20 protein-coding genes and 1 pseudogene are annotated in these 21133 nt (G+C 72.0%); 10 read left to right on the forward strand and 11 right to left on the reverse strand.

What is annotated here, in order from left to right; genetic code table 11:
- Positions 1-1494: 1494 nt before the first annotated feature.
- Positions 1495-2427: pseudogene (locus O7632_RS27765) on the reverse strand (serine/threonine-protein kinase); the annotation flags it as partial.
- A 255-nt stretch (positions 2428-2682) separates the two neighbouring features.
- Here O7632_RS27765 and O7632_RS27770 point away from each other — a divergent pair.
- The 6 genes from O7632_RS27770 to O7632_RS27795 all read left to right on the forward strand — a co-directional run bounded on the left by O7632_RS27770 (position 2683) and on the right by O7632_RS27795 (position 7557).
- Positions 2683-2928 carry an acyl-CoA carboxylase subunit epsilon gene (locus O7632_RS27770; protein ID WP_278120452.1) on the forward strand — a complete coding sequence of 82 codons (246 nt, stop codon included), beginning with the start codon at positions 2683-2685 and terminating at the stop codon, positions 2926-2928.
- A 126-nt stretch (positions 2929-3054) separates the two neighbouring features.
- Positions 3055-3480, forward strand: coding sequence for a hypothetical protein (locus O7632_RS27775; RefSeq protein ID WP_278118558.1), 426 nt, complete (start codon positions 3055-3057; stop codon positions 3478-3480).
- On the forward strand, positions 3473-4876 hold the full coding sequence (locus O7632_RS27780; RefSeq protein ID WP_278118559.1) for a hypothetical protein: 1404 nt from the start codon (positions 3473-3475) through the stop codon (positions 4874-4876). Before O7632_RS27775 ends, O7632_RS27780 begins: the two co-directional genes overlap by 8 nt.
- A complete protein-coding gene (locus O7632_RS27785; protein WP_278118560.1) occupies positions 4876-6174 on the forward strand; it encodes a S8 family serine peptidase in 1299 nt (432 codons plus the stop codon). Before O7632_RS27780 ends, O7632_RS27785 begins: the two co-directional genes overlap by 1 nt.
- Before the next feature lie 11 nt (positions 6175-6185).
- Entirely contained in the window at positions 6186-6884 is a 699-nt protein-coding gene (locus O7632_RS27790) for a Maf family protein (protein WP_278118563.1), read from the forward strand.
- Between the two features lie 19 nt (positions 6885-6903).
- The gene (locus tag O7632_RS27795; protein ID WP_278118564.1) at positions 6904-7557 is read left to right on the forward strand and encodes an O-methyltransferase; all 654 of its coding nucleotides are present in this window, start codon (positions 6904-6906) and stop codon (positions 7555-7557) included.
- Between the two features lie 124 nt (positions 7558-7681).
- Here the strand turns inward: O7632_RS27795 and O7632_RS27800 are convergent, their stop codons facing one another.
- The 3 genes from O7632_RS27800 to O7632_RS27810 form a co-directional block, all read right to left on the reverse strand.
- Positions 7682-8446, reverse strand: a complete 765-nt coding sequence (locus O7632_RS27800) for an ABC transporter permease (RefSeq protein WP_278118566.1) — start codon at positions 8444-8446, stop codon at positions 7682-7684.
- A gap of 54 nt (positions 8447-8500) precedes the next feature.
- Positions 8501-9460, reverse strand: a complete 960-nt coding sequence (locus tag O7632_RS27805; RefSeq protein ID WP_278118568.1) for an ATP-binding cassette domain-containing protein — start codon at positions 9458-9460, stop codon at positions 8501-8503.
- Between the two features lie 148 nt (positions 9461-9608).
- Positions 9609-10271 (reverse strand): PadR family transcriptional regulator, encoded by a 663-nt coding sequence (locus tag O7632_RS27810; protein ID WP_278118570.1) that lies wholly within the window; start codon positions 10269-10271, stop codon positions 9609-9611.
- A 152-nt stretch (positions 10272-10423) separates the two neighbouring features.
- Between O7632_RS27810 and O7632_RS27815 the strand changes: the two genes are divergently transcribed.
- The 3 genes from O7632_RS27815 to O7632_RS27825 all read left to right on the forward strand — a co-directional run bounded on the left by O7632_RS27815 (position 10424) and on the right by O7632_RS27825 (position 14268).
- Complete coding sequence (locus tag O7632_RS27815; protein ID WP_278118572.1) at positions 10424-12175, forward strand: biotin carboxylase N-terminal domain-containing protein; 1752 nt, start codon at positions 10424-10426, stop codon at positions 12173-12175.
- Positions 12176-12215: 40 nt separating this feature from the next.
- Positions 12216-13652, forward strand: a complete 1437-nt coding sequence (locus tag O7632_RS27820) for a GuaB1 family IMP dehydrogenase-related protein (protein WP_278118574.1) — start codon at positions 12216-12218, stop codon at positions 13650-13652.
- A 103-nt stretch (positions 13653-13755) separates the two neighbouring features.
- The gene (locus O7632_RS27825; protein ID WP_278118575.1) at positions 13756-14268 is read left to right on the forward strand and encodes a MarR family transcriptional regulator; all 513 of its coding nucleotides are present in this window, start codon (positions 13756-13758) and stop codon (positions 14266-14268) included.
- On the opposite strand, the gene O7632_RS27830 is transcribed toward O7632_RS27825, so the two are convergent.
- Genes O7632_RS27830 through O7632_RS27840 form a run of 3 tightly spaced genes read right to left on the reverse strand, consistent with a single transcriptional unit; the run spans position 14232 to position 17676 of the window.
- Positions 14232-15095 (reverse strand): transglutaminase family protein, encoded by an 864-nt coding sequence (locus O7632_RS27830; RefSeq protein WP_278118577.1) that lies wholly within the window; start codon positions 15093-15095, stop codon positions 14232-14234. The two genes, O7632_RS27825 and O7632_RS27830, sit on opposite strands and share 37 nt — an antisense overlap.
- Complete coding sequence (locus O7632_RS27835) at positions 15092-16042, reverse strand: alpha-E domain-containing protein (RefSeq protein ID WP_278118579.1); 951 nt, start codon at positions 16040-16042, stop codon at positions 15092-15094. The genes O7632_RS27830 and O7632_RS27835 overlap by 4 nt, the downstream gene beginning before the upstream one ends.
- On the reverse strand, positions 16036-17676 hold the full coding sequence (locus tag O7632_RS27840; RefSeq protein WP_278118581.1) for a circularly permuted type 2 ATP-grasp protein: 1641 nt from the start codon (positions 17674-17676) through the stop codon (positions 16036-16038). Before O7632_RS27840 ends, O7632_RS27835 begins: the two co-directional genes overlap by 7 nt.
- 349 nt (positions 17677-18025) lie before the next feature.
- On the opposite strand from O7632_RS27840, the gene O7632_RS27845 reads away from it, so the two are divergent.
- Positions 18026-18868, forward strand: coding sequence for a hypothetical protein (locus O7632_RS27845; protein WP_278118582.1), 843 nt, complete (start codon positions 18026-18028; stop codon positions 18866-18868).
- 177 nt (positions 18869-19045) lie between these two features.
- Here the strand turns inward: O7632_RS27845 and O7632_RS27850 are convergent, their stop codons facing one another.
- From O7632_RS27850 to O7632_RS27865, 4 genes are all read right to left on the reverse strand, one after another.
- Positions 19046-19222: a hypothetical protein gene (locus O7632_RS27850; protein WP_278118584.1), complete on the reverse strand. Its 177-nt coding sequence runs from the start codon at positions 19220-19222 to the stop codon at positions 19046-19048.
- A gap of 5 nt (positions 19223-19227) precedes the next feature.
- Positions 19228-19518 (reverse strand): flavin reductase, encoded by a 291-nt coding sequence (locus tag O7632_RS27855; protein WP_278118585.1) that lies wholly within the window; start codon positions 19516-19518, stop codon positions 19228-19230.
- Positions 19515-19688: a hypothetical protein gene (locus O7632_RS27860; protein WP_278118587.1), complete on the reverse strand. Its 174-nt coding sequence runs from the start codon at positions 19686-19688 to the stop codon at positions 19515-19517. Before O7632_RS27860 ends, O7632_RS27855 begins: the two co-directional genes overlap by 4 nt.
- Before the next feature lie 240 nt (positions 19689-19928).
- Positions 19929-21059: a helix-turn-helix transcriptional regulator gene (locus tag O7632_RS27865; RefSeq protein ID WP_278118589.1), complete on the reverse strand. Its 1131-nt coding sequence runs from the start codon at positions 21057-21059 to the stop codon at positions 19929-19931.
- Between the last annotated feature and the right edge of the window lie 74 nt (positions 21060-21133).

The raw sequence follows: 21133 nt of genomic DNA on the forward strand, positions 1-21133 counted from the left end.
TTCGGCGGTGGTGGACCAGTAGATCGAGTACGCCTGGTCGGGCGCGGTGACGAACCCACGGTTGAGCACCTGCAGCCGGTTTCCCCGGTTGCTGGTGTAGCGGAACTCCCAGTCTGCGGCGCGCAGGTAGTAGTCGACGGCGACGATCCGGACCCGTTCGTAGTCGCGGTAGCCACCGCGGCGGCTCTGCTCCTGGCTCTGCCAGTCCGCCACCGGATCGGCCTTCGGTTCGTTCGTCTGGTCGATGATGATCAGGCGGCCGAGCCCACCGCTCTCGCGGAACTCGACACGGGTGCGATCGCGGCTGACCGACCATCCTTCGGGTACGGGCACGGCGAACCCGGTGGAGTCGCGATGCAGCCGCCACCCGGCGGGCAGGTCACCGTCTTGTTCTGGCGGGTCGACGGGGTCCGGCACGGGCGGCGGTACGTTGGGCGCGCTGGTGACCACGGATGGCGACGGCGTCACGTTCGAAGTCGGTTCGAGCGTCGGTTCGGCGCTGGGCGCGGCGGAGGTGGGTGGCGCGGCTTCGGTCGGCGCCGACGAGCTGGCCGGCCCGGTGCCGACCTGTCCGCGCCGTTCGCCTTCGCCGCCGCCGCTGAGCAGCGCGACGGTCACCAGCAACGCCAGGACGAGTACGCCGGCCACTCCACCGAGCAGCCAGGTACGGGGAATCGAGCCGGCCGTTCGGCTGACCCGGTCGACGAGCAGCGCTGGTCTGGACCAGTTCTGGTCACGGGGTGTGGCAACAGCGGCTGCGGCCGCCACCGGCGCGGCGGTGCCGGCCGACACGGGATGGGCGGCTGGCTCACTACCTGGCCCTTCCGGCTCGTTACCTGATTTTTCCGGTGCGGCCGCGGTTTCCGGGCCCTCGGCGTGGACCTTCGGTTCCAGGGTGTCGGCCGGCTCCTGCGGGCCGCCAGCGGAATCGCTGTCGTCTACCGGCGCTGCCGGTTGCTGCGCTTCACCGGTGGCGGTCGCGGCGGTGAGCGCCGCCCCGGCCAGGGCGGATCTCGGGTCGACATCGACGCCGTCCGGGGCCTTCGGGTGCGTCGCGCCAGACTTCGCCGGGCCCGTCCGGCTGGCACCACGCTTGGGCCGAGCCCGTTTGCCGGGCGTACCCGCGCCGGACCCGGTGCCCGTGTCAGCGGTCCCGGTCCCCGTCGCGCCGGCCGTCGACGTGGTCTGATCGTCAGCGGTCACAGCGTCACGGACGACGGCGGTCGCGTCGTCACGGACCACGGCGGTCGCGTCGCCGCCCTGTCCCACCGGCAGCACGCTGGTCTCAGCGGCCGGTGGCGTCACCGCTGGTCCGTCCGACTTCGGCAACACCGTCGTCTCACCGGCCGGCGGCGGTGCCGAGACGGCAGCGGTCGGATCCGCCGACGACGGCGGGGAGACCTGGCCGTACTTCGCCGGCCCGGGCACCACCGGCAACGCGGTCGGCAGCGGAGCGACCGGCGGCGGGGATCCGGGGTCCGGCGGCGGGATCGGCGTCCGGGTCGAGGCGGTACGCGGACCGGGGACGAACTCGGACCGCGACTCACGCGGACCGAACGGGCTCGGCCGGCGTACTCCGTCCAGCAGAGACCGTCCCCGACGCGGACCGCGACCCGTGGCGCGGATCAGCAACCGCTCCGCCTCGTCGGCCCGCATCCGGGCCAACGGATCCTTACGCAGCAGACCGGCCAGGACCGGCTTGAGCGGCCCGGCGCGCCGGGCCGGTGGCGGTGGTTCGGTCGCCAACGCGGAAAGGGTGGCGATGGCGGTCGGGCGGGCGTACGGGGACTGGCCTTCGACCGCCGCGTAGAGGGTCGCGCCGAGCGACCACAGGTCACCTTCCGGTCCGGCGCTACCGGTGCGGGCGCGCTCCGGCGCGATGTAGGCGGGCGAGCCGAGCACCAGGCCGGTACGGGTGACGTTGGGGTCACCCGGCACGGTGGCCAGGCCGAAGTCGGTGAGCACCACCCGGCCGTCGTGACCGAGCAGGACGTTTCCCGGTTTGACGTCGCGGTGCATGACGCCGGACAGATGCGCCGACCGCAACGCCCCGAGGACGCCGAGTCCGATCTCGGCGGCGCGTACGGACGAGACCGGACCGTCCGTGGCGAGCACGTCCTGCAGCGACCGGGACGGCACGTATTCCATGACGATCCACGGATCACCATCGGTCCGTAGGACGTCGAAGACCCGGACCACGTTGATGTGATTGAGTCGGGCGATCGCCCGCGCCTCCCGCAGCGACCGTTCCCGCATCTCGCGGCGTTCTTGGTTGGTCAGTCCGGGCGGTGGCACGAGTTCCTTGATCGCCACGTCGCGGTGCAACACCTCGTCGCGGGCCTTCCAGACCCGGCCCATGCCACCTTGACCGAGCGGCTCGACCAGCCGGTAACGGTCTGCGACAAGTTGCGGGGGCACGACGGACATCCAAATGACCGTACCCGGAAGACCTGAGTGCCACACTGTCGGCACGCGGCCGGTGTGAGCCGCGCGTCATCTTGTACGATCCGCGAACCTTTCCGCCTGGCAAAAGGTTCAGCACGACCATCTCGTACGGCTGTCACCATCGTGCACCGTACCGGCGCGATCCGACCATCGTGCCCGGCCGCCCCGACCGCGCCGGACATCCGGTGCGTCCCAGCGGCGTACGCTCGCCGGGTGGCCGACGTACCGCAAGAACCCCTGGCCGCCACCGCACCGGCCGCCCCGGCGGCGCAGGGTCTGGACTGGCGGATCGTCCGGGGTACGCCGAACGCCGAGGAACTCGCCGCCCTGGTCGCCGTTCTGCTCACCCGTACCCGTCCGGTTCCCGACAGCAGCCCCTCGCTGCAGGCGCCGTCACGGTGGGCCCGCAGCGCCCGCCCGGTCGCGGGCCGACTTCCCCGACCTGGGCCGCAGGCGTGGCGTGGGTCGGCGCTCCCGCGCTGAGCGCCGGTCGTGGCGGTCGCGGCGGTCGACCCGGCCGGCACCGCCCGAATCCAACGGACGATTCGACGTGCGCGCGCCGGCTAGCCTCACCGACAGAGACCCTGCGGTCACACCTGGGGAGGTCGGATGGGTCTGCTCGATGAGGATCGGCATCCACCGTCGTGGCTCGCCGACTATGGCGCGATCGAGGCGGACGTCGACGGGTTGGCGGAGTTCGCCGACTCGTTGGCGGCGGAGGTCACCGGGCACTACGCGCGGCATGTCGAACAGGTCTTCACCGACCTGCTACCGGAGGGATCAGCCGGGGTCACGGGAGTCGCCGACGCCGCTGCGGATCCGGACACGTTCCCGGAACTCGCCGGATTTCTCGGCACGCACGGGATCGCCGCCCGGGACACCGCGTATCTGATGCACTTCTACCAGACCGCCACCGGTGCCGTCGCGACGGCGGCGGCGACGGTCAGTGCGCGCTATCGCGACGTGGACGCGCTGGCCGCCGCCCGGTTGGCGGACGTCGAAGCGGCCCTGGACCGGGTGTCGCCGGATGCGTGAGCCCGGCGTCGGCGGGGCGGGGACGGACTGGCACCGCTTCGACACCGAGGCGATGTGGCGGCTGCTGGAACGACAGGACGTCGCCGGCCGGTGGCGGCAGGTGGTTGGCTGGCAACGCGCGTACGAGCTCGCCGCGACCCACCTAACTGGACTGCGTCGGCATCGGGACCGTCTCGTCGCCGTCTGGCCGCCGGATCGCAGCGGTGCGGCCGCGCTCTTCGTGAACCGGATGGATCAGCTGATCGCCAACGTCCGGTCGACGTACGAGGTGGCGGTGGCGAACCACACCGCGTTGCGCGTCGCGGTCACCACCTTGTCGAACTCGCGGTACGAGTTGCGCCGGCTGTACGAGGAGTACGTGGACCTGCGCCGGCAGCGGGCGGTCCAGGAGCAGCTCGGCGTCGCCGGCCAGCGGCCGATGCGGGCCAGACAGATCGATCCGCCCCAGGTCACCGACGCCGATCTGGCCCGGATCGACGACCGGGCCCGGGCCGTGATGCGACAGCTGAGTGACACCCTGGTGCAGGCCCGCGTCCAGATCCGTCAACCACCCGCGTACGTCATCTCCGGCACCGGCACCGGCGTCCCCGGCGCCGACGTCCCTGCCCCCGGCGCCAGCGTCGTGGGCAGCGGCGGTGCCCGCGGCGGCACCGCCCCGGTCGGCGCGGCTGGTGCGTCGAGCCGGCCGGACATCGGTACGGGCGCGGGAATCGGCCTGGCGAGCGGTCACGCCGGCACTGCGTCCGCCGCTCTCGGCACCGCTCATGTCGCCACCATCGACTCCATCACCAGCGGCGGCACCGCCGGCATCGGCCCCGCCGGCACCGACGTGAGTCGGTCGGTCGTCAGCCTCGCAGGTGGTGCCGGTCTGGCGGCGGCCGCGATCGGGGGTGCCGCGATCGGGGCGCGAGCCAACGCAGGGGCGTCGTCGACCGCGCCGGCCGGGGCGAGTCGACCGGCGGGTACGCCACCGGCAGCGGACCGCGTCCCGGGCGGCCCCGCAACGACCGGGTACGGCTCGGTGGCCGGGCACGGGGTGTCCGGTCGGCCCGGCCAGCCGGCTGCCACGACCCACCACCGACCGCCACAGGTCGCGCTGTCCGGCGGTGTCATCACGGCGGGTGGCGGGCCGAGCCCGGCTCCGGTTCAAGGTGTCCCGCCGGCGTCAGCGGCGGTCGGTCCGGCTCGCGGCACGACACCGGCGTCACGGCTCAACCCGGTCGGCGGGGTCATCGTGCCGGCGACCGCCCGCCCGGTCACCGACCGACCGGGGCGCGAGGAGGTCGACATCGAGTTCGACGAGTCCCGGCGGACCCACCGCAGCGATCCGGCGGTGCTCCGGCCCGCCGCCGCCCCTCGACACGATCCCGGCCCCGCCATCGAGGCACGGCGCTGATGCGTGACCTTCCAGAAGCGCTGCCGACGCACGGCCGTCACAGCGTCCTGCCGCACGTCCTGTCGCTGGTGCTGGCGCAGGTCCTGCTGCTGGTCCTGGTCGGCGCCGTCGGTGTCGGCGCCGTCGGTGTCGGCGGTGTGGTCGCCGACCCGGCGGTCGCGGCCGCGCGGCGGCCCGATCCGGATCGTGGCCGGCAGTGGCATCTGGACTTCCTGGCGGTCTCCCGTGCACACCAACTGTCCCGGGGATCCGGGGTACGGGTCGCGGTCGTGGACACCGGTGTGGCCGGTCACCCTGACCTGCGGGACAACCTGACCACCGGGGTCGACCTGGTCACCAGCGACCCCGCTGCCGCCACGATCGACGACGACGGACATGGAACCTCGGTCGCGGGGCTGATCGCCGCGCACGGCCGGCCGGACGGCTCCGGCGTACTCGGGATCGCGCCACGGGCCACCCTGATCCCGGTACGGGACCGGGTCCGGTCCGGTGACGCCCTGCCCGACCAGCTCGCCGCCGGCATCGACGCCGCCGTACGCGCCGGAGCCGACGTGATCAACGTGTCCACGTCGAGCGCCCCGTCTCCGTCGCTCGCCGCTGCCGTCCAGGCGGCGTTGGCCGCCGACGTCGTCGTCGTCGCGGCAGCCGGCAACCGGCCACGAGACGTGGGCGTCGCCTTTCCCGCTTTCGTCGACGGAGTCGTGGCGGTCGGCGCGGTCGGCCGCGACGGGGAGTACGACCCGATCTCGGTCACCGGTTCCCGGATCAGCGTCACCGCGCCCGGCGTACAAATGCACAGCACAACCCCGGACGGCGGCTACCTCGCCAGCACGGGCACCTCGACCGCGACCGCCGTGGTCTCCGGCGCCGTCGCGCTGATCCGTAGCCGCTTTCCGACCATGACGGCCCGCGAGGTGGTCGAGCGGCTGACCGCGACGGCCGCCGACCGGGGACCACCGGGTCACGACGACCGGTACGGGCACGGCGTCGTCGATCTGGTGGCGGCGTTGACCGTCGATCCGCCGCCGACCGGCGTCCCATCGGCCGGCGAGCCGCCGCCGGACCCGGTGTCCGTCGACGAGCGGCCCGCCGGTGCACCGCCGCCGGTGGGGGCGGTAGCCGGCGGGCGGGAGGCGCGGCCGCTGGCTACCGGCGTGCTGGTGGCCGGTGTCGGTACGGTGACGCTGCTCTGCGCCGTCGGGCTGCTGCTGGTGGTCCGGCTCCGCCGCCCGGTATCGGCCCGGGTTCGCCGCCCGGCACCGGCCCGGGTGCGCGGCCGGTCGGGGCCGGTGCCGTAGCGTGACGAGTCGTGCGTACCTCCCTGCAGCCGCGTCTGGTGCTCGCGTCGGCGAGCCCGGCCCGGCACAAGCTGTTGCAAGCCGCCGGGATCACCCCTGAGGTGCTGGTGAGCGGGGTCGACGAATCGTCGGTGCTGCTGGACCGGGCCGACGAGCTGTGCCTGGCGCTGGCCCGGTTGAAGATGACGGCCGTCGCCGACCGGCTCCGGGGACGCGATCCCGACGCGGCGGGCGCGCTGGCGGAAGGCGACGCTGCGGCCGGCGACGCTGCGGCCGGCGACGCTGCGGACGTACTGGTGCTCGGTTGCGACTCGGTGCTCGCCTTCGACGGCGAGGTGTTCGGCAAACCCGCCGACGCCGACGACGCGACCCGGCGCTGGCGGCAGATGCGTGGCCGGTCCGGGGTGCTCTACACCGGGCACAGTCTGATCAGCCTGACCACCGGAAAACACGCCGAGGCCGCCGCCGCGACCGTGGTGCACTTCGCCGACGTCACCGACGCCGAGATCGCCGCGTACGTCGGCACCGGCGAGCCGTTGCGGGTGGCCGGCGCGTTCACGATCGACGGTCTGGGCGGGGTGTTCCTGGATCGGATCGAGGGTGACCACGGCACGGTGGTCGGGCTGTCCCTGCCGGTGCTGCGCCGGCTGGTCACCGAGATCGGCCATTCGATCACGGATCTGTGGGGCGCGGCCGACGACGGGCGGTGATCGGGCTAGCGTCTGCCCTATGACCACCAAGACCTTGCCGATGACCGACGCGCTCCAGGAGTACGTCGTGGCTCATGGCACCCCGCCGGACGAAATCGTCGGCGATCTGATCGAGGAGACCGCGACCGCGCTGCCGGACAACGCGCAGATGCAGGTCGCGCCGGAGCAGGCAGCGTTGCTGACCCTGTTGACCCGGCTGGTGAACGCCCGCCAGGCGGTCGAGGTCGGCACCTTCACCGGGCTGTCCGCGCTGGCCATCGCCCGTGGCCTCGGTCCGGACGGGCAGCTGGTCTGCCTCGACGTCTCGGAGACCTTCACCTCGGTGGCCCGCCGCTACTGGGAGCGCGCGGGCGTACAGGATCGGATCGATCTGCGGATCGGACCGGCGGCCGAATCGCTGCGGGCGCTGCCGGCCGAGCCGTACCTCGATCTGGCCTTCATCGACGCCGACAAGATCAGCTACCCGGTGTACTGGGCCGAACTGGTGCCCCGGATGCGACCGGGCGGGCTGATCGTGGTGGACAACGTGCTGCGGCACGGTCGGGTCCTGCAGCCGCAGAGCGAGGAGGACCGGGCAATGGTGGCGTTCAACCGCGAGGTCGCCGCCGACGACCGGGTGGACGTGGTGATGCTGGCGATCGCCGACGGGCTGACCCTGGCCCGCCGCCGCTGACCGCCCGGCTTCGTGCCGGCCGAGTTCACGGTCCGCCGGTAGTCTGGTGCCGCTGCCCTCTGTGCCGTTGCCGTGCGCAGAGGGCAGCCCGACTCCAAGGGACGAGCAAGGCAGGCCAGCCGGTTCAGCGGACGCTGCGGGCGAAAGCGCGAGCGGCCCAGGTGACCGCGAGGCTGGCCAGCACCAGGGTGATCAACAGCCCCTGCCAGACGGCGTCGTTGCCGAGATCGCCGGCGAACAGCGCCCGGGTGCCGTCCACCGCCCAGGCGAACGGGTTCCACTGGGCGACCCGCTGCAACCACAGCGGGGCGAACGCCAGCGGCAGCAGGATGCCGGAGAGCAGCAGCACCGGCTGGGCGACCGTGTTCATCAGCGGCGCCAGCGCGTCCTCGCTGCGCACCAGCAGCGCCACCCCGTAGGAGACCGCCGAGGTCATCAACGCGATCAGGGCCAGCAGCAGGTACGCCAGCAGCAGGTTGCCCAGGTGTACGGCGAGGCCGAACGGGATCGCCAGCGCGGTGATGATGACGGCCTGCAGCAGCAGCGACATCACGTCGCGCAGGCTGCGGCCGAGCAGCAGCGCCAGCCGGCTGATCGGGGTGACCCGGGACCGTTCGATGACGCCGGCCCGCAGTTCGGCGATCAGGCCGAAGCCTTGGAACAGGCCACCGAAGATGGCCAGCAGCACCAGCAGACCGGGTACGAAGATCCGGTACACCTCGGCGTCACTGCTCGCCCCCATCGGGGCCAGCGCCGGCTTGAGCAGCGGCGCGAACAGCAGCAGGTACATGATCGGCTGGAACACCCCGACGAAGATCCAGACGGGGTTGCGTAGCAGCAGCAACGCCTGCCGCTGGAAGATCAGCCAGGTGTCGCGGGCGAGTTTCATCGTACGGGCTCCAAAATCAGCTACGGCCGGGATCAGCTACGACGGCGGACCGGGTCAGGACTCGCGCAGCGAACGGCCGGTCTTGGTGAGGAAGACGTCGTCGAGGCTGGGCCGGTGCAGTTCGATCGAGCCGAGTTCGAGACCGGCGCCGTCGAGGGTACGCAGGATCTGCGGGATCGCGGTCGCTCCGTCGTCGACGAACAGCCGCAGGCCCCCGTCGTCGGGGGTTTCCAGCTTGCTGACGTACGGCTGGGAGTCGAGCAGTTGCGCGGCGGTGGGTGCCTCGCCGGCTCGCAGGCCGACCGAGACGACCTCCCCGGCGATCTCCCGCTTCAGGGCGGCCGGGGTGCCTTCGGTGACGATCTGGCCGTTGTCCATGATCGCGATCCGGTCGCAGAGCGCATCGGCCTCGTCGAGGTAGTGGGTGGTGATGAAGACGGTCATGCCTTCGGCGCGCAGCCGGCGGATCTCGTCCCACATGTGGGCCCGGCTCTGTGGGTCCAGGCCGGTGGTCGGTTCGTCGAGGAAGACGACGCGGGGCTCATGGATGATGCCCAGTGCGATCTCCACCCGGCGACGCTGCCCACCGGAGTAGGTCTTGCACTTGCGGTCGGCGTACTCGGTGAGCTGGAAGGCGTCCAGCGCGCGGGTGGCCCGCTGCTGCGCCTCGGCCTTGCCAATGCCGTACATCCGGGCGTGCATGACGAGTTCCTCGCGGCCGGTGACCTCGTCCCAGGTGCTGCCGCCCTGGGCCACGTAGCCGATCCGCCGGCGTACCTCGCCGGGGTTTTTCATCAGGTCGGCGCCGGCGATGACGGCTTCCCCGCCGTCGGGTTCGATGAGGGTGGCGAGCATCCGCAGGGTGGTCGTCTTGCCGGCGCCGTTGGGGCCGAGGAAGCCGAAGATCTCGCCTTCTTCGACGACCATGTCGACGCCTCGGACCGCGTCGACGGTCTTGGATTCGCGTCCCTGCCGGGAACGGAAGGACTTGCGCAGCCCTTTGGTCTCGATCATGCCGGTGTGCTCCTGGCTTACCGGGCCGGTTGCCCACCGGCCGTGCTTACCGGGCCGGAAGGCAACCGGCCGTGTCCCCCGTGGGCAGGGCTCACCGTGCCGCCTTTCCCACGCTGCGTGGCACGCTATCCCCGCCGACGTCGATTAGTCAATCTTGATTATCGCCGGCCCGATCCCGCTCACCCCGGTCCCGTTCGTCCCGATCGAGATCAGCCTGCCAGCCCGACCAGCTCTCGTCAGCCGATTTGTCCACCGCCGAACCGGGCTGGTAAGGCACGCCGGACTCGATCAGGTCGGCCACCCGTTCACACCAGGCCACCTCCCCTTCGGCGCGGGCGATGGTCAACTCCAGCATCCAGCCGACGTGCGCCGGCTTGTGGCGCGCCCAACCTGTGGTGAGCTCGGCCCGGGCCGCGACGTTGCCGCCCCGCAGCGCCGCCGCCCGGCCGCGCAGCGCGCTGACCGCCTCCGCCCGGGGCATCGCCGGCAGGAACGCGAACGCGCTGAGGAACGGATCGACCGGCGGCCGGCAGTCCCGCCAGTGCTGGCGCAACAGGGTCTCGAACTCGTCGATCCCGGTCGGAGTGATCTCGTAACTGGTCCGCGCCGGCCGGGCCCCGACCTGGGCGGTGCCCACCGTACGGAGCAGCCCGTCCTGCGCCAGCGTCCGCAACGCGTGATAGATCGATCCAGGTTGGATATTCGCCCAGGCGTCGGCGCCCCAGCTCAGCAGCTCCCGCCGCACGTCGTAGCCGTGCACCGGTTGCATCCACTTGACCAGGCCGAGAATCATCATCCGGGTGGCAGACACACCGGCAGCCTAGTGACCAGGACACCATCGCCGGGGTACGCGACGGTCGAAACGGCGTGCTGCGCGACCGTCGAGGTCGGTGGCGGATGTCGATAGGCTCGGCGGGATCGCCGCAGCGACAATCGGCGAACGTGAGCAGAGGGAGTGCGGGCGTGCAGAAGGTTCTCATCGCCAACCGGGGCGAGATCGCGGTCCGGGTGATCCGCGCCTGCCGGGACGCCGGGCTGGGCAGCGTCGCGGTCTACGCCGACGCCGACCGCGACGCACCGCACGTCACCCTCGCCGACGAGGCGTACGCCCTCGGTGGGCAGACCGCTGCCGACACCTACCTGCGGATCGACAAGCTGCTCGACGTCGCTGCCCGAGCCGGTGCCGACGCCGTCCACCCCGGCTACGGGTTCCTCTCCGAGAACGCCGAGTTCGCCGCCGCCGTCATCGACGCCGGGCTGGCCTGGATCGGGCCGACCCCGCAGGCCATCCGGGACCTCGGCGACAAGGTCACCGCCCGGCACATCGCCCAGCAGGCCGGCGCGCCGCTGGTGCCGGGCACCGCCGATCCGGTCGCCGGACCGGACGAGGTGATCGCCTTCGCCGAACAGTACGGCCTGCCGGTCGCGATCAAGGCGGCGTTCGGCGGCGGCGGCCGCGGCCTCAAGGTCGCCCGCAGCCTCGACGCGATTCCCGACCTGTTCGACTCGGCCACCCGCGAGGCGGTCGCCGCGTTCGGCCGGGGCGAATGCTTCGTGGAGCGCTACCTCGACCGGCCCCGGCACGTCGAGGCGCAGATCCTGGCCGATCAGCACGGCACCGTGATCGTCGTCGGCACCCGGGACTGTTCGCTGCAACGCCGCCACCAGAAGCTGGTCGAGGAGGCACCGGCGCCGTTCCTCACCGACGCCCAGCGGGCCACCATCCACGATTCCGCCAAGGCCATCTGCCGGGCCGCCGGCTATCACGGTGCCGGCACGGTCGAATACCTGGTCGGTACGGACGGCACCATCTCGTTCCTGGAGGTCAACACCCGGCTGCAGGTCGAACACCCGGTCACCGAGGAAACGTCCGGCATCGACCTGGTCCGTGAGCAGTTCCGGATCGCCGCCGGTGAGCGGCTGCGGTTCGCCGAGGATCCCACGCCGCGCGGACACTCGATCGAGTTCCGGATCAACGGCGAAGACCCCGGTCGGGGTTTCCTGCCCGCGCCGGGGACGGTCACCGCGCTGCGGCTGCCGGCCGGCCCAGGCGTACGGGTGGACGCCGGGATCTCCGCCGGTGACGTGGTCGGCGGCAACTTCGACTCGTTGCTGGCCAAGGTGATCGTCACCGGCGAGACCCGTACCGAGGCGTTGGAACGCGCCCGGCGGGCGCTGGACGAGATGGTGGTCGACGGGCTGGCCACGGTCCTGCCGTTCCACCGGCTGGTGGTCCGCGACCCGGCGTTCACCGGCGAACCGTTCACCGTCCACACCCGATGGATCGAGACCGAGTTCGACAACACCATACCGGCGTTCAGCGCACCGGCGGCGGCACCCGACGCGCCCGAGGACCGCGAGACCATCGTGGTCGAGGTGGGCGGCAAGCGCGTCGAGGTCAGCCTCCCCGCCGGCGTCGGCGGCGGTACGGCCGCAGCGTCACCGGCGGCCCGTAAGCCGGCCCGCCGTCGGTCCGCCGCGACCCCGGCGGCCGCTGTCGGCGGCGACACGCTGACCTCGCCGATGCAGGGCACCATCGTCAAGATCGCCGCCGCCGACGGCGACCAGGTTGCCGAGGGCGACCCGATCGTGGTGCTGGAGGCGATGAAGATGGAACAGCCGATCAACGCCCACAAGTCCGGTACGGTCAGCGGTCTCGCCGCCGAAGTCGGCGCAGTGGTCAGCGCCGGCGCACCGATCTGCGTGATCAGCTGACCGGGGATTGCCGGTCACACCGGCCGGGCATGATGATCGGGTGCGGTTCATCTCCGGCGGGCCACCCGCGCACGACCTGACCTACAACGACGTCTTCCTGGTGCCCAGCCGGTCGGCTGTCGCGTCCCGGCTCGACGTCGACCTGGCCAGCTCCGACGGCACCGGCACCACGATCCCGCTGATCGTGGCCAACATGACGGCGGTCGCCGGGCGGCGGATGGCCGAAACGGTCGCCCGCCGGGGCGGGCTCACCGTGATCCCACAGGATATCCCGATCGACGTCGTCGCCGAGGTGATCGCCTGGGTCAAGCAGCGGCACCTGGTGCACGACACCGCGCTGTCGCTGGCCCCCACCGACACCGTCGGGGACGCCATCCATCTGCTGCCGAAACGGTCCCACCGGGCGGTGATCGTGGTCGACGACGGCCGGCCGGTCGGCATCGTCACCGAGACCGACTGCACCGGTGTGGACCGCTTCGCCCAACTGCACGAGGTGATGTCGACCGGGCTGCTGACCGTGCCGGCCAGCGCCGATCCGCGTACCGGGTTCGATCTGCTGGCCCGGGGACGCCGCCGGGTCGCCCCGGTGGTCGATGACGACGGACAGCTGGTCGGGGTGCTCACCCGGGCCGGTGCGCTGCGGGCCACGCTCTACCGACCGGCTCTCGACGACCGGGGCCGGCTGCGGGTCGCCGCCGCCGTCGGGATCAACGGGGACGTCGCCGGTAAGGCGGCCGCGTTGATCGACGCCGGGGTGGACACCCTCGTCGTCGACACCGCCCACGGCCACCAGGAACGGATGCTCGCCGCGCTGCGCACCGTACGGGCACTGGATCCGCCCGTACCGGTGGCGGCCGGCAACGTGGTCACCGCCGACGGGGTCGACGACCTGATCGACGCCGGAGCCGACATCGTCAAGGTCGGCGTCGGACCTGGTGCGATGTGCACCACCCGGATGATGACCGGCGTCGGCCGGCCACAGTTCACCGCCGTGCTGGACTGTGCCACGGCGGCCCGTCGGCGCGGCCGGCACGTCTGGGCCGACGGCGGGGTACGCCACCCCCGCGACGTGGCCCTCGCGCTGGCCGCCGGGGCCGCCAACGTGATGATCGGTTCCTGGTTCGCCGGCACCTACGAATCCCCCGGCGACATCTACACCGACGCCGACGGCCGCCGCTACAAGGAGAGCTTCGGCATGGCGTCGGCCCGCGCGGTCAGTGCCCGTACCGCCGACGACAGCCCGTTCGACCGGGCCCGTAAGGCCGTCTTCGAGGAAGGGATCTCGTCGGCGCGGATGCTGCTCGACCCGGCCCGCCCCGGCGTCGAGGACCTGATCGACGATATCGTGGCCGGGGTACGTAGCGCGTGCACGTATCTGGGGGCGGCGACGCTCGCCGAATTTCATGATCGGGCGGTGATCGGGGTGCAGAGCACCGCCGGCTACACCGAAGGCATGCCGGTGGCGGGCAGTTGGTGACCGCACTATCTTGAGCGCCGGAACAACCGGCCTCGTCCTGAGTGCCGGAACAACCGGCACTCAGGACGCCGGCGCGGACCGGTGGCGAACGGATGGAGTCGCAGTGGCGCCCGATCGTGAGCAGACCGTCGCCGAACTTGGGCAGGTGTTGTGGGACTACGCGCAGCAGGCGTACCGCCTGCAGGCGGCCATCGGGGAACGGCTCGGCCTGCACGCGACCGACCTGGCGTGCCTGGCGGTGCTCAGCAGCACGCCCCGGCCGACCGCCGGTGATCTGGCCGGCCAGCTCGGGCTGACCACCGGGGCGGTGACCCGGATGGTCGACCGGCTGGCCGAGCGGGGCTACGTCCGCCGTTCGGCCGACCTGACCGACCGGCGGCGGGTGCTGATCGAGTTGACCGCCAAGGCGGTCGCCGAGGTCGGACCGGCCTACTACACCATCACCGCCGACCTTGAGCGGGCGGCGGCGCAGTGCACCGACGAGCAGCTGTGCTTCCTGCTGTCGTTCGTGCGGGACCGGGCCACGGACTGCGTGGCCGAGGCGGCCCGGATGCGGTCGGGGCAGCCGGCCGCCCGCGCTCACCGCAGTCGGGTGATCGCCACCTCGACGCCCTGACCGGTGTTCGCCGGCCCGGCGTACACGCCCTTCAGCGGTGGCACGTCGCCGTACTCCCGGCCCCGGCCGACGACGACGTGCCGTTCACCGACCGGGATCCCGTTGGTCGGGTCGAACGCCGTCCACCGGCCGGCCCACCACTCCACCCAGGCGTGGCTCTGCCCGACGACCCGGTCGTCGATCTCCGCGTCCCGGCTGGGATGCAGGTATCCGGAGACGTAGCGGGCGGGGATGCCAATCACCCGCAGCAGACCCACCGCCAGGTGGCTGATGTCCTGGCAGACCCCTTTGCGTTGCCGCCAGGCGTGCACCGCGTCGGTCTGTACGCCGGTCGACCCGGTCGTGTAGGCGACCTCCTCGCGGACCCGTTCGCAGATCGCCAGGGCGGCCGCGTGCGGGGTGGTGGCGTCGGCGCGGGTCGCCTCGGCCAGTTCGGTCAGTTCGTCGTCGAGCGCGGTCCGTTTGGTGGGCAGTAGGAACTCGTGCCACCGGTCGACCTGGTCCGGCTCGGCCAGCCGGTTCCAGTCCGCGCCGCCGTCGGTGTCCAGCAGGTCCCCCGGCGGCAGTGTCTCCACTGTGGACGTCGCGGTGACCTCCAACGTCTCGTGCGGGGTCTGCACGTCGAAGGCGGTGACGACGGTGCCCCAGTAGTCCTCGTACCGGTAGGTGCGGGCCGGCGGGAACACCTCGATCCGTGCCTCCAGCACCGCCTGCCGGGGTTCGTTGCGCGGCGACATCCGGGCCTCGTTGAACGACGACCCGACCTTGCCCGCGTAGCTGAACCCGGTGCGGTGTTCCACCTTGAGTCGCCAACTCCGCACACTCATGCCACTGCCTCCGGGAGCCAGGCGACCGCCGACGTCTGGCGGAAGTAGCGCCGGGACACCGCGTCGTTGACGTGCGAACAGGTTCGTTCCAGGCTCTGCAGTACGGCGGCCAGGTCGGCGAGCAGTTCGTCGGCGCCCCGGAACTCCAGGTTGGTCCGGGCCCGCCCGACGATGCGCTGCGCGTCGGTGACCACCCCGGTACGGCCGGTCGGTCCGCCGGCGGCCGGTTCCAGCTCGGTCAGGCAGGACTCGGCGCGGCTGAGCGCGGCGAACGCCGACCGCGGGAAGAGCCGGTCCAGCAGCAGGAACTCGGCGGCGTGCTGGTCGTCGAGCGCGCCCCGGTAGGTCCGCAGGAACGTTTCCCACGCGCCGCAGGAGCGCAACAGGGTCAACCAGGACGGGATGCTGCCGCCAGCTCGGACGTGGGTGGACAGCAGCCGGGCGGTCATGTCGACCCGTTCGATGCTGCGGCCGAGGACCAGGAACAGCCAGCCTTCGTCGCGGCTCATGGTGGCGTCGGTCAGCCCGGCCATCAGCGCGCAGCGTTCCCGTACCCAGCGGAAGAAGGCGTGCACGCCCTGCTGCTCGACGCGGCGCCGGGCGTCCGGCAGGCCGTGCCAGGTGGCGTTGAGGCATTCCCACATCTCGGAGGAGATCGTTTCCCGGGCACCACGGGCGTTCTCCCGGGCGGCGGCCAGGGAGCCGACCACCGAGCTCGGGTTGTGTTCGTCGAGGCCGAGTAGTCCGACCACTCGCGACGAGGAGCACGGCTGGTCGTCGACGGCGACGCCCATGACGCCGAGCAGTGAGCGGCAGGCGGTCTCCTCGGCGACCCACGGATCGGAGATGATCCGGTGCAGGTGGACGTCGAGGATTCGGGCGGTGTCCTCGGCCCGTTCGACGTAGCGGCCGATCCAGTAGAGCGACTCGGCGATCCGGCTCAGCATTCGCCGCCCTCCCCGCGTACCCGTTGCTGTTGCTGTTGTTGCTCTTGTTGCTGTTGCTGTTGTTGCTGCTGGGCGGAGGTCTCGGCGGCGCCGGCGCCGGGGCCGGGGTCCGGGCTCGGCGCGGCCGTCCCGCCCGGATCACCGCCGGGCGGGGCAAGCTCGGCCAGCACCGGCGCGTCGTCCGGGTGCGGGGTGGCCTGCGGCGACGCCAGCACCCAGGTGTCCTTGGAGCCGCCGCCCTGGCTGGAGTTGACCACCAGCGCGCCTTCCGGCAACGCCACCCGGGTCAGCCCGCCGGGCAGCACCCAGACCCGGTCGCCGTCGTTGACGGCGAACGGCCGCAGATCCACGTGCCGGGCGCGCAGCCGGTTGCCGACCAGGGTCGGCACCATCGACAGCGCCACCTCCCGCTGGGCGATCCAGCCGCGCGGGTCGGCCAGGATCGCCTCGCGCACGGTGGCCAACTCCTCGTCGCTGGCCTGCGAGCCGATCACGATGCCGGAGCCACCGGAGCCGTCAACCGGTTTGAGCACCAGCTGGTCCAGCCGGTCCAGCACATGATCGAGCACATCCGGGCCGTCATCCAGGCGGTACGTCTCGACGTTCGGCAGGATCGGATCCTCGCCGAGGTAGTAGCGGATCAGCTCCGGCACGTACGTGTAGAGCAGCTTGTCGTCGGCGACCCCGTTGCCGACCGCGTTGGCGATCGTCACCCGGCCGGCGCGGGCCGCGTTGAGCAGCCCCGCCACCCCGATCATCGAGTTGGCCCGAAAGTGCACCGGATCCAGGAAATCGTCGTCGATCCGCCGGTAGATGACGTCCACCCGCCGCTCACCGCCGGTGGTGCGCATCGCGACCTCGTTGCCGACGCAGACCAGGTCACGTCCCTCGACGAGTTCGACGCCCATCTCCCGGGCCAGCAGCGCGTGTTCGAAGTACGCCGAGTTGTGCACCCCGGGGGTCAGCACGACGACGGTCGGATCGGTGACGCCGGCCGGGGCGGCGGCCCGCAACGCCCGCAGCAGTTGCGCCGGGTAGGACTCCACCGGCTGGATCCGGGTCGAGGCGAAAACCTCCGGCAGTACGTGCGCCATCGCCCGCCGGTTCTCCATCACGTAACTGACCCCGGACGGCACCCGTACGTTGTCCTCCAGGACCCGGAAGTCGCCCTGTTCGTCGCGGATCAGATCGACTCCGGCGACGTGGATCCGGACCCCGTTGTGCGGGGTGATGCCGACCGCCTCCCGGTGGAAGTGGGCGCTGGTCACCACCAGCCGGCGCGGCACCACGCCGTCGACGAACACCCGCGCCGGACCGTAGATGTCGGCCAGGAACGCCTCCAGCGCCCGCACCCGTTGGGCCACCCCGGCCGAGACGGTGCGCCACTGGTCGGCGGCGATGATCCGGGGCACGATGTCCAGCGGGAACGGCCGCTCGACGCCCTTGAGCGCGAAGGTGATGCCCTGGTCGAGGAAGGCGCGGGCGAGTACGTCGGCCCGCAGGCCGAGTTCGACGCTGGACAGCGGCTGCAGGGTGGCGTACAGCGCCTCGTAGGTCTGCCGGGGCATGCCCGGTTCACCGAACATCTCGTCCCAGCCGGGGCCCAGGCGATAGTCCTCGAACAGATCGGCCATCCGCCCACCCCGCCCTTCGTCCTGCGGCTGCCGCCCACCGCTGCGCGTGTCCCGTACCCCCGTTGCATCACACCACGATGCGCCTCAGCCTGCATCTTCGCGATCCTCGACGGTACGTCAGCCTCGTTGCGTACGGGTAACGCGATCCATCGACAGCCGTCACCCCATCTGCCCCGCCCGCCAGCGCGGCGGCCATGATCAGTTGTCGTTCTGCCAGGCGGATGTCGGCGTGTCGCCCGGCAGAACGACAACTGGTCATGAGCACCCATCGGCATCATCGGTGGAGAGTCGCGGGCGGCTCCCCCGCCCGGCGCGACCAGGAGGACCCGACGCGACCAGGAGGACCAGCATGTCGGAACCCGGCGCCACCGCGCAGCCAGGCATCAGCCCAGCGGTAGACCGGACCGCTGGCACCATGTTCGCCGCCCTGTATGGCGAGTTGACTCCGCATCCGTGGCGTGCCCCGAAACAGGACGCCGACGCGCTGTTCCACGACCGTTCGCTCGCGATGGGCTGGCTCGACGACCGGTCGACCGGCCAGCCGGGCAGCGCACCGGGGCTGTGGGCGGTCGACGACGCCGGATGGCACCACCCGGGCGGACTCGATAAGGGGCTGGTCGCCTGGTTTCAGGTCGAGGCCAGCGCGGTGGCCCACAATCGGCCGTTGCCGGTGCGGCCGTTCCTGGGGTGTGCGCGGGACACCGTCGGGCGAGCGGGCACGCTGCGGTTGTCCGCCGTTCAGGTCCTGTTGCCGGTGCACGGGCTGGATCCGTCGTCACGGCCGCCGTACGCGCCGGTGCCGGCGATCCGCACCACCCAGTGGTACGCCGACACCGATTCGCACGCCCGCACACCGGTCCGGGTCAGCGTCGACGGCGGCCGGGACCGGTCTGTCGTGGCGGTCGCCGAGCAGCTGGTCGACCAGTTCACCAGCTGTGATCAAGAGGTGTTCGCCGATGCGACGCGCGATGTCGCCGGTGACGTCGCCGACTCGGACGCCGTACCGCCGCCACCGTTCGACGACAGCTTGTGGAACGGTCCGCCCGGGTACGCGGTGGCGCTACGCGGCACACTTGCCGAGTGGTCGTGCGACGCGGTCGGATGGCTGGCCGAGGTCGTCGCCGACCGCGCCGCCAACGTCGGCGTCCGCTCGCCGCTGCTGCTCACCGTCACACGTGCGGGAACGAAATGAGCCAACAGCAGGCAAGATCAATGTGAGCGCCATGGTTGTCAAGACCGCGATATGGCAACAATGGCGCTCACATTGATCTTGTGGAGCCAGGTGTCAGCCCCGGCGGTAGGGCTCGACACAGCACCCGTCGGGCCGACGCGTCGGGCGGTGACGTCGATCAGGTCGATCGCGACGGACTCAGATCGACCGCTGGCGACGGACCGCCGCAGCCGCTCGTCGTCGGTGTGCCCAGGCCAGCCGTTGGCATTCGTCGCCGGCACAGCCCAGGTGGCAGGGCCGACCGGCGGCGTGCTGGCGCAGCACGGTCGCGGCGGCGTCAGCGATATCCCGGTCGCTCACCGGGCCGTCGTCCATCGCGGTCACCGTGCCGCCACCGGGCACCGGGTCCAGGCGACGAACCGCTCGTACCACTCAGCGGGGTCGCGGACGCCGGCCTCCACCGCAGCCGCCGGCATCAGCCCGGCCACGGGTACGGCGCGCGCGATCGGATCACCGGAATACGCCTCGGCCAGCTGCACCCGGGCCGGTGAACACGGCCACGGCGTACCGCCCGGACACACCGCGCACCGCCACGACGGCCGGTGCGGCTCGTGCGCCGGCTCGATCGTTCCTCGCGGCTTGGCCAGTTCGCGCGACTCCGACGCGGTCACGGCAGCAGGTAGTGCCGGCCAGCGTTGCCGCCGCGCCGCTGCGCCCGATCCGTACGGGTCACCGGCCGGCGGTCCGGCGGTACCGGCCGCTCGGCGTACCGCCGCCGACCCGGCACCGGATAGACCACGTCGATCACCACGTCCTGGCGCTGAAACCACTTCCCGAGCACGATCCACTCCTCCACGGTCGCGGGGCGGCGGCCCGGCTCGCGGGCACGGGGGAACCCGGCCGGACCGCCGCTTATCTGGGCGGCCCGGCCCCGCTGATCCCACGCGAGGGCATACGCGGGTACGGGCAGGACCGGGCCGTACGGGCGCTGCGCGGCCCGGCTCCCAACGGAGTCGCGGTCCGCAGCGCCCCTGACAGCAGGATGCGCACTACCCGATGTGACGGTCTACCCTCCGGTCCGTCACGCGGACGGTGCGGACAGAGCACGGACGCCTGCGGACGCCCGTGCCGCCAAGCGTTCATCGCCAGTCGCGTCCGCCACCGTCGCAGCCTCCGCGTAGGCCGCCTCGGCTGCGCGCCGGTCGCCGACATGGGCATGCGCGTCGCCCAGATCGCAGAGGTGCGTGCCGGACCAGCCCGGCCGTCGCCGGTCCGGGGCCAACCCGGTAGCCAGCAACTCGACGGCCTGATCGGCGTAGCCGGCGTGACCCGCGTCAGCGAGGTGCAAGAACACGATCCCGCGTTGCACCAGGAAGAACTCGCCAGTGTGAAAGTAGTTCCACGCAGGCGTCGGACGCTCGCCTTGCCGAGCCGCGTACTCAGCGGACCGGTCCAGCGCGCCCAGCACCACGCCCGGCCGTTGCCCAGCGGCCGCCAGCCCTCGCGCCTCCTGACTGGCCGAGTAGGCCAGCTGCCCCGGGTGTACACCGGGCTGGTGCTGGGCGGCTTGCGACAGCGCGATCGTCGCCCCGATCTGTCCGGCCTGTTCGGCAGCCCAGCCACGGAAGCTGAGGATGGTGGCGGCGAGGTCGGTGTCCCCGATCTCCGCCGACCACCCCAGGCCGCACATCCACGTCTGCTCGGCACGGGCGCCGTCGCCACACGCCGCATGCAGCCAGCCGACGAATTGGGCCCACTGGGCGGCGACGTCGACCAGTGCGTGCCGGTGGGCGCCGGACGCGTCGGCCACCAGTCCGGTGATGATGTCGAGTTGCATCGCGGCGGCGGGCAGCACGGCCCCGGAACCGACCTCGTCGTCAAGTCGCCGCTGCGCCGCCAGGAGGTCGGCGAATGCCGCGATACCGCCGGCGGTGATCCGGCCGGTGCGCCGGGCGTCGTGAATCCGGGCCGCTCGGTCACCGTCGAGCACTGAGGCTGGTGTGTGGATCATCGCCGTGAGCGTGCCGCCGGTCTGAAGGGCCTCGTCGACACGGGCGAGCAGATCAGGACGGGGTCGCCGCCGACCCTGTTCGATGTCGTGCAGGTGCGACCGGCTGGAGTACACCATCCGGGCGAGGTCGCGCAGCGACAGTCCAGCTTGCTCACGCAGAGCCCGTAGGGTTGCTGGCAGGCCCGGGTCAACGACGCGCATACATGCCCTCCCACGCGAGAGACGACGGTCCGTCGTCCGCATTGGCCGACGCTCTACTGGCGACGGTACGCCAC

Origin of the sequence: Solwaraspora sp. WMMD406 (genome assembly GCF_029626025.1) — a bacterium.
Lineage (GTDB): Bacteria > Actinomycetota > Actinomycetes > Mycobacteriales > Micromonosporaceae > Micromonospora_E.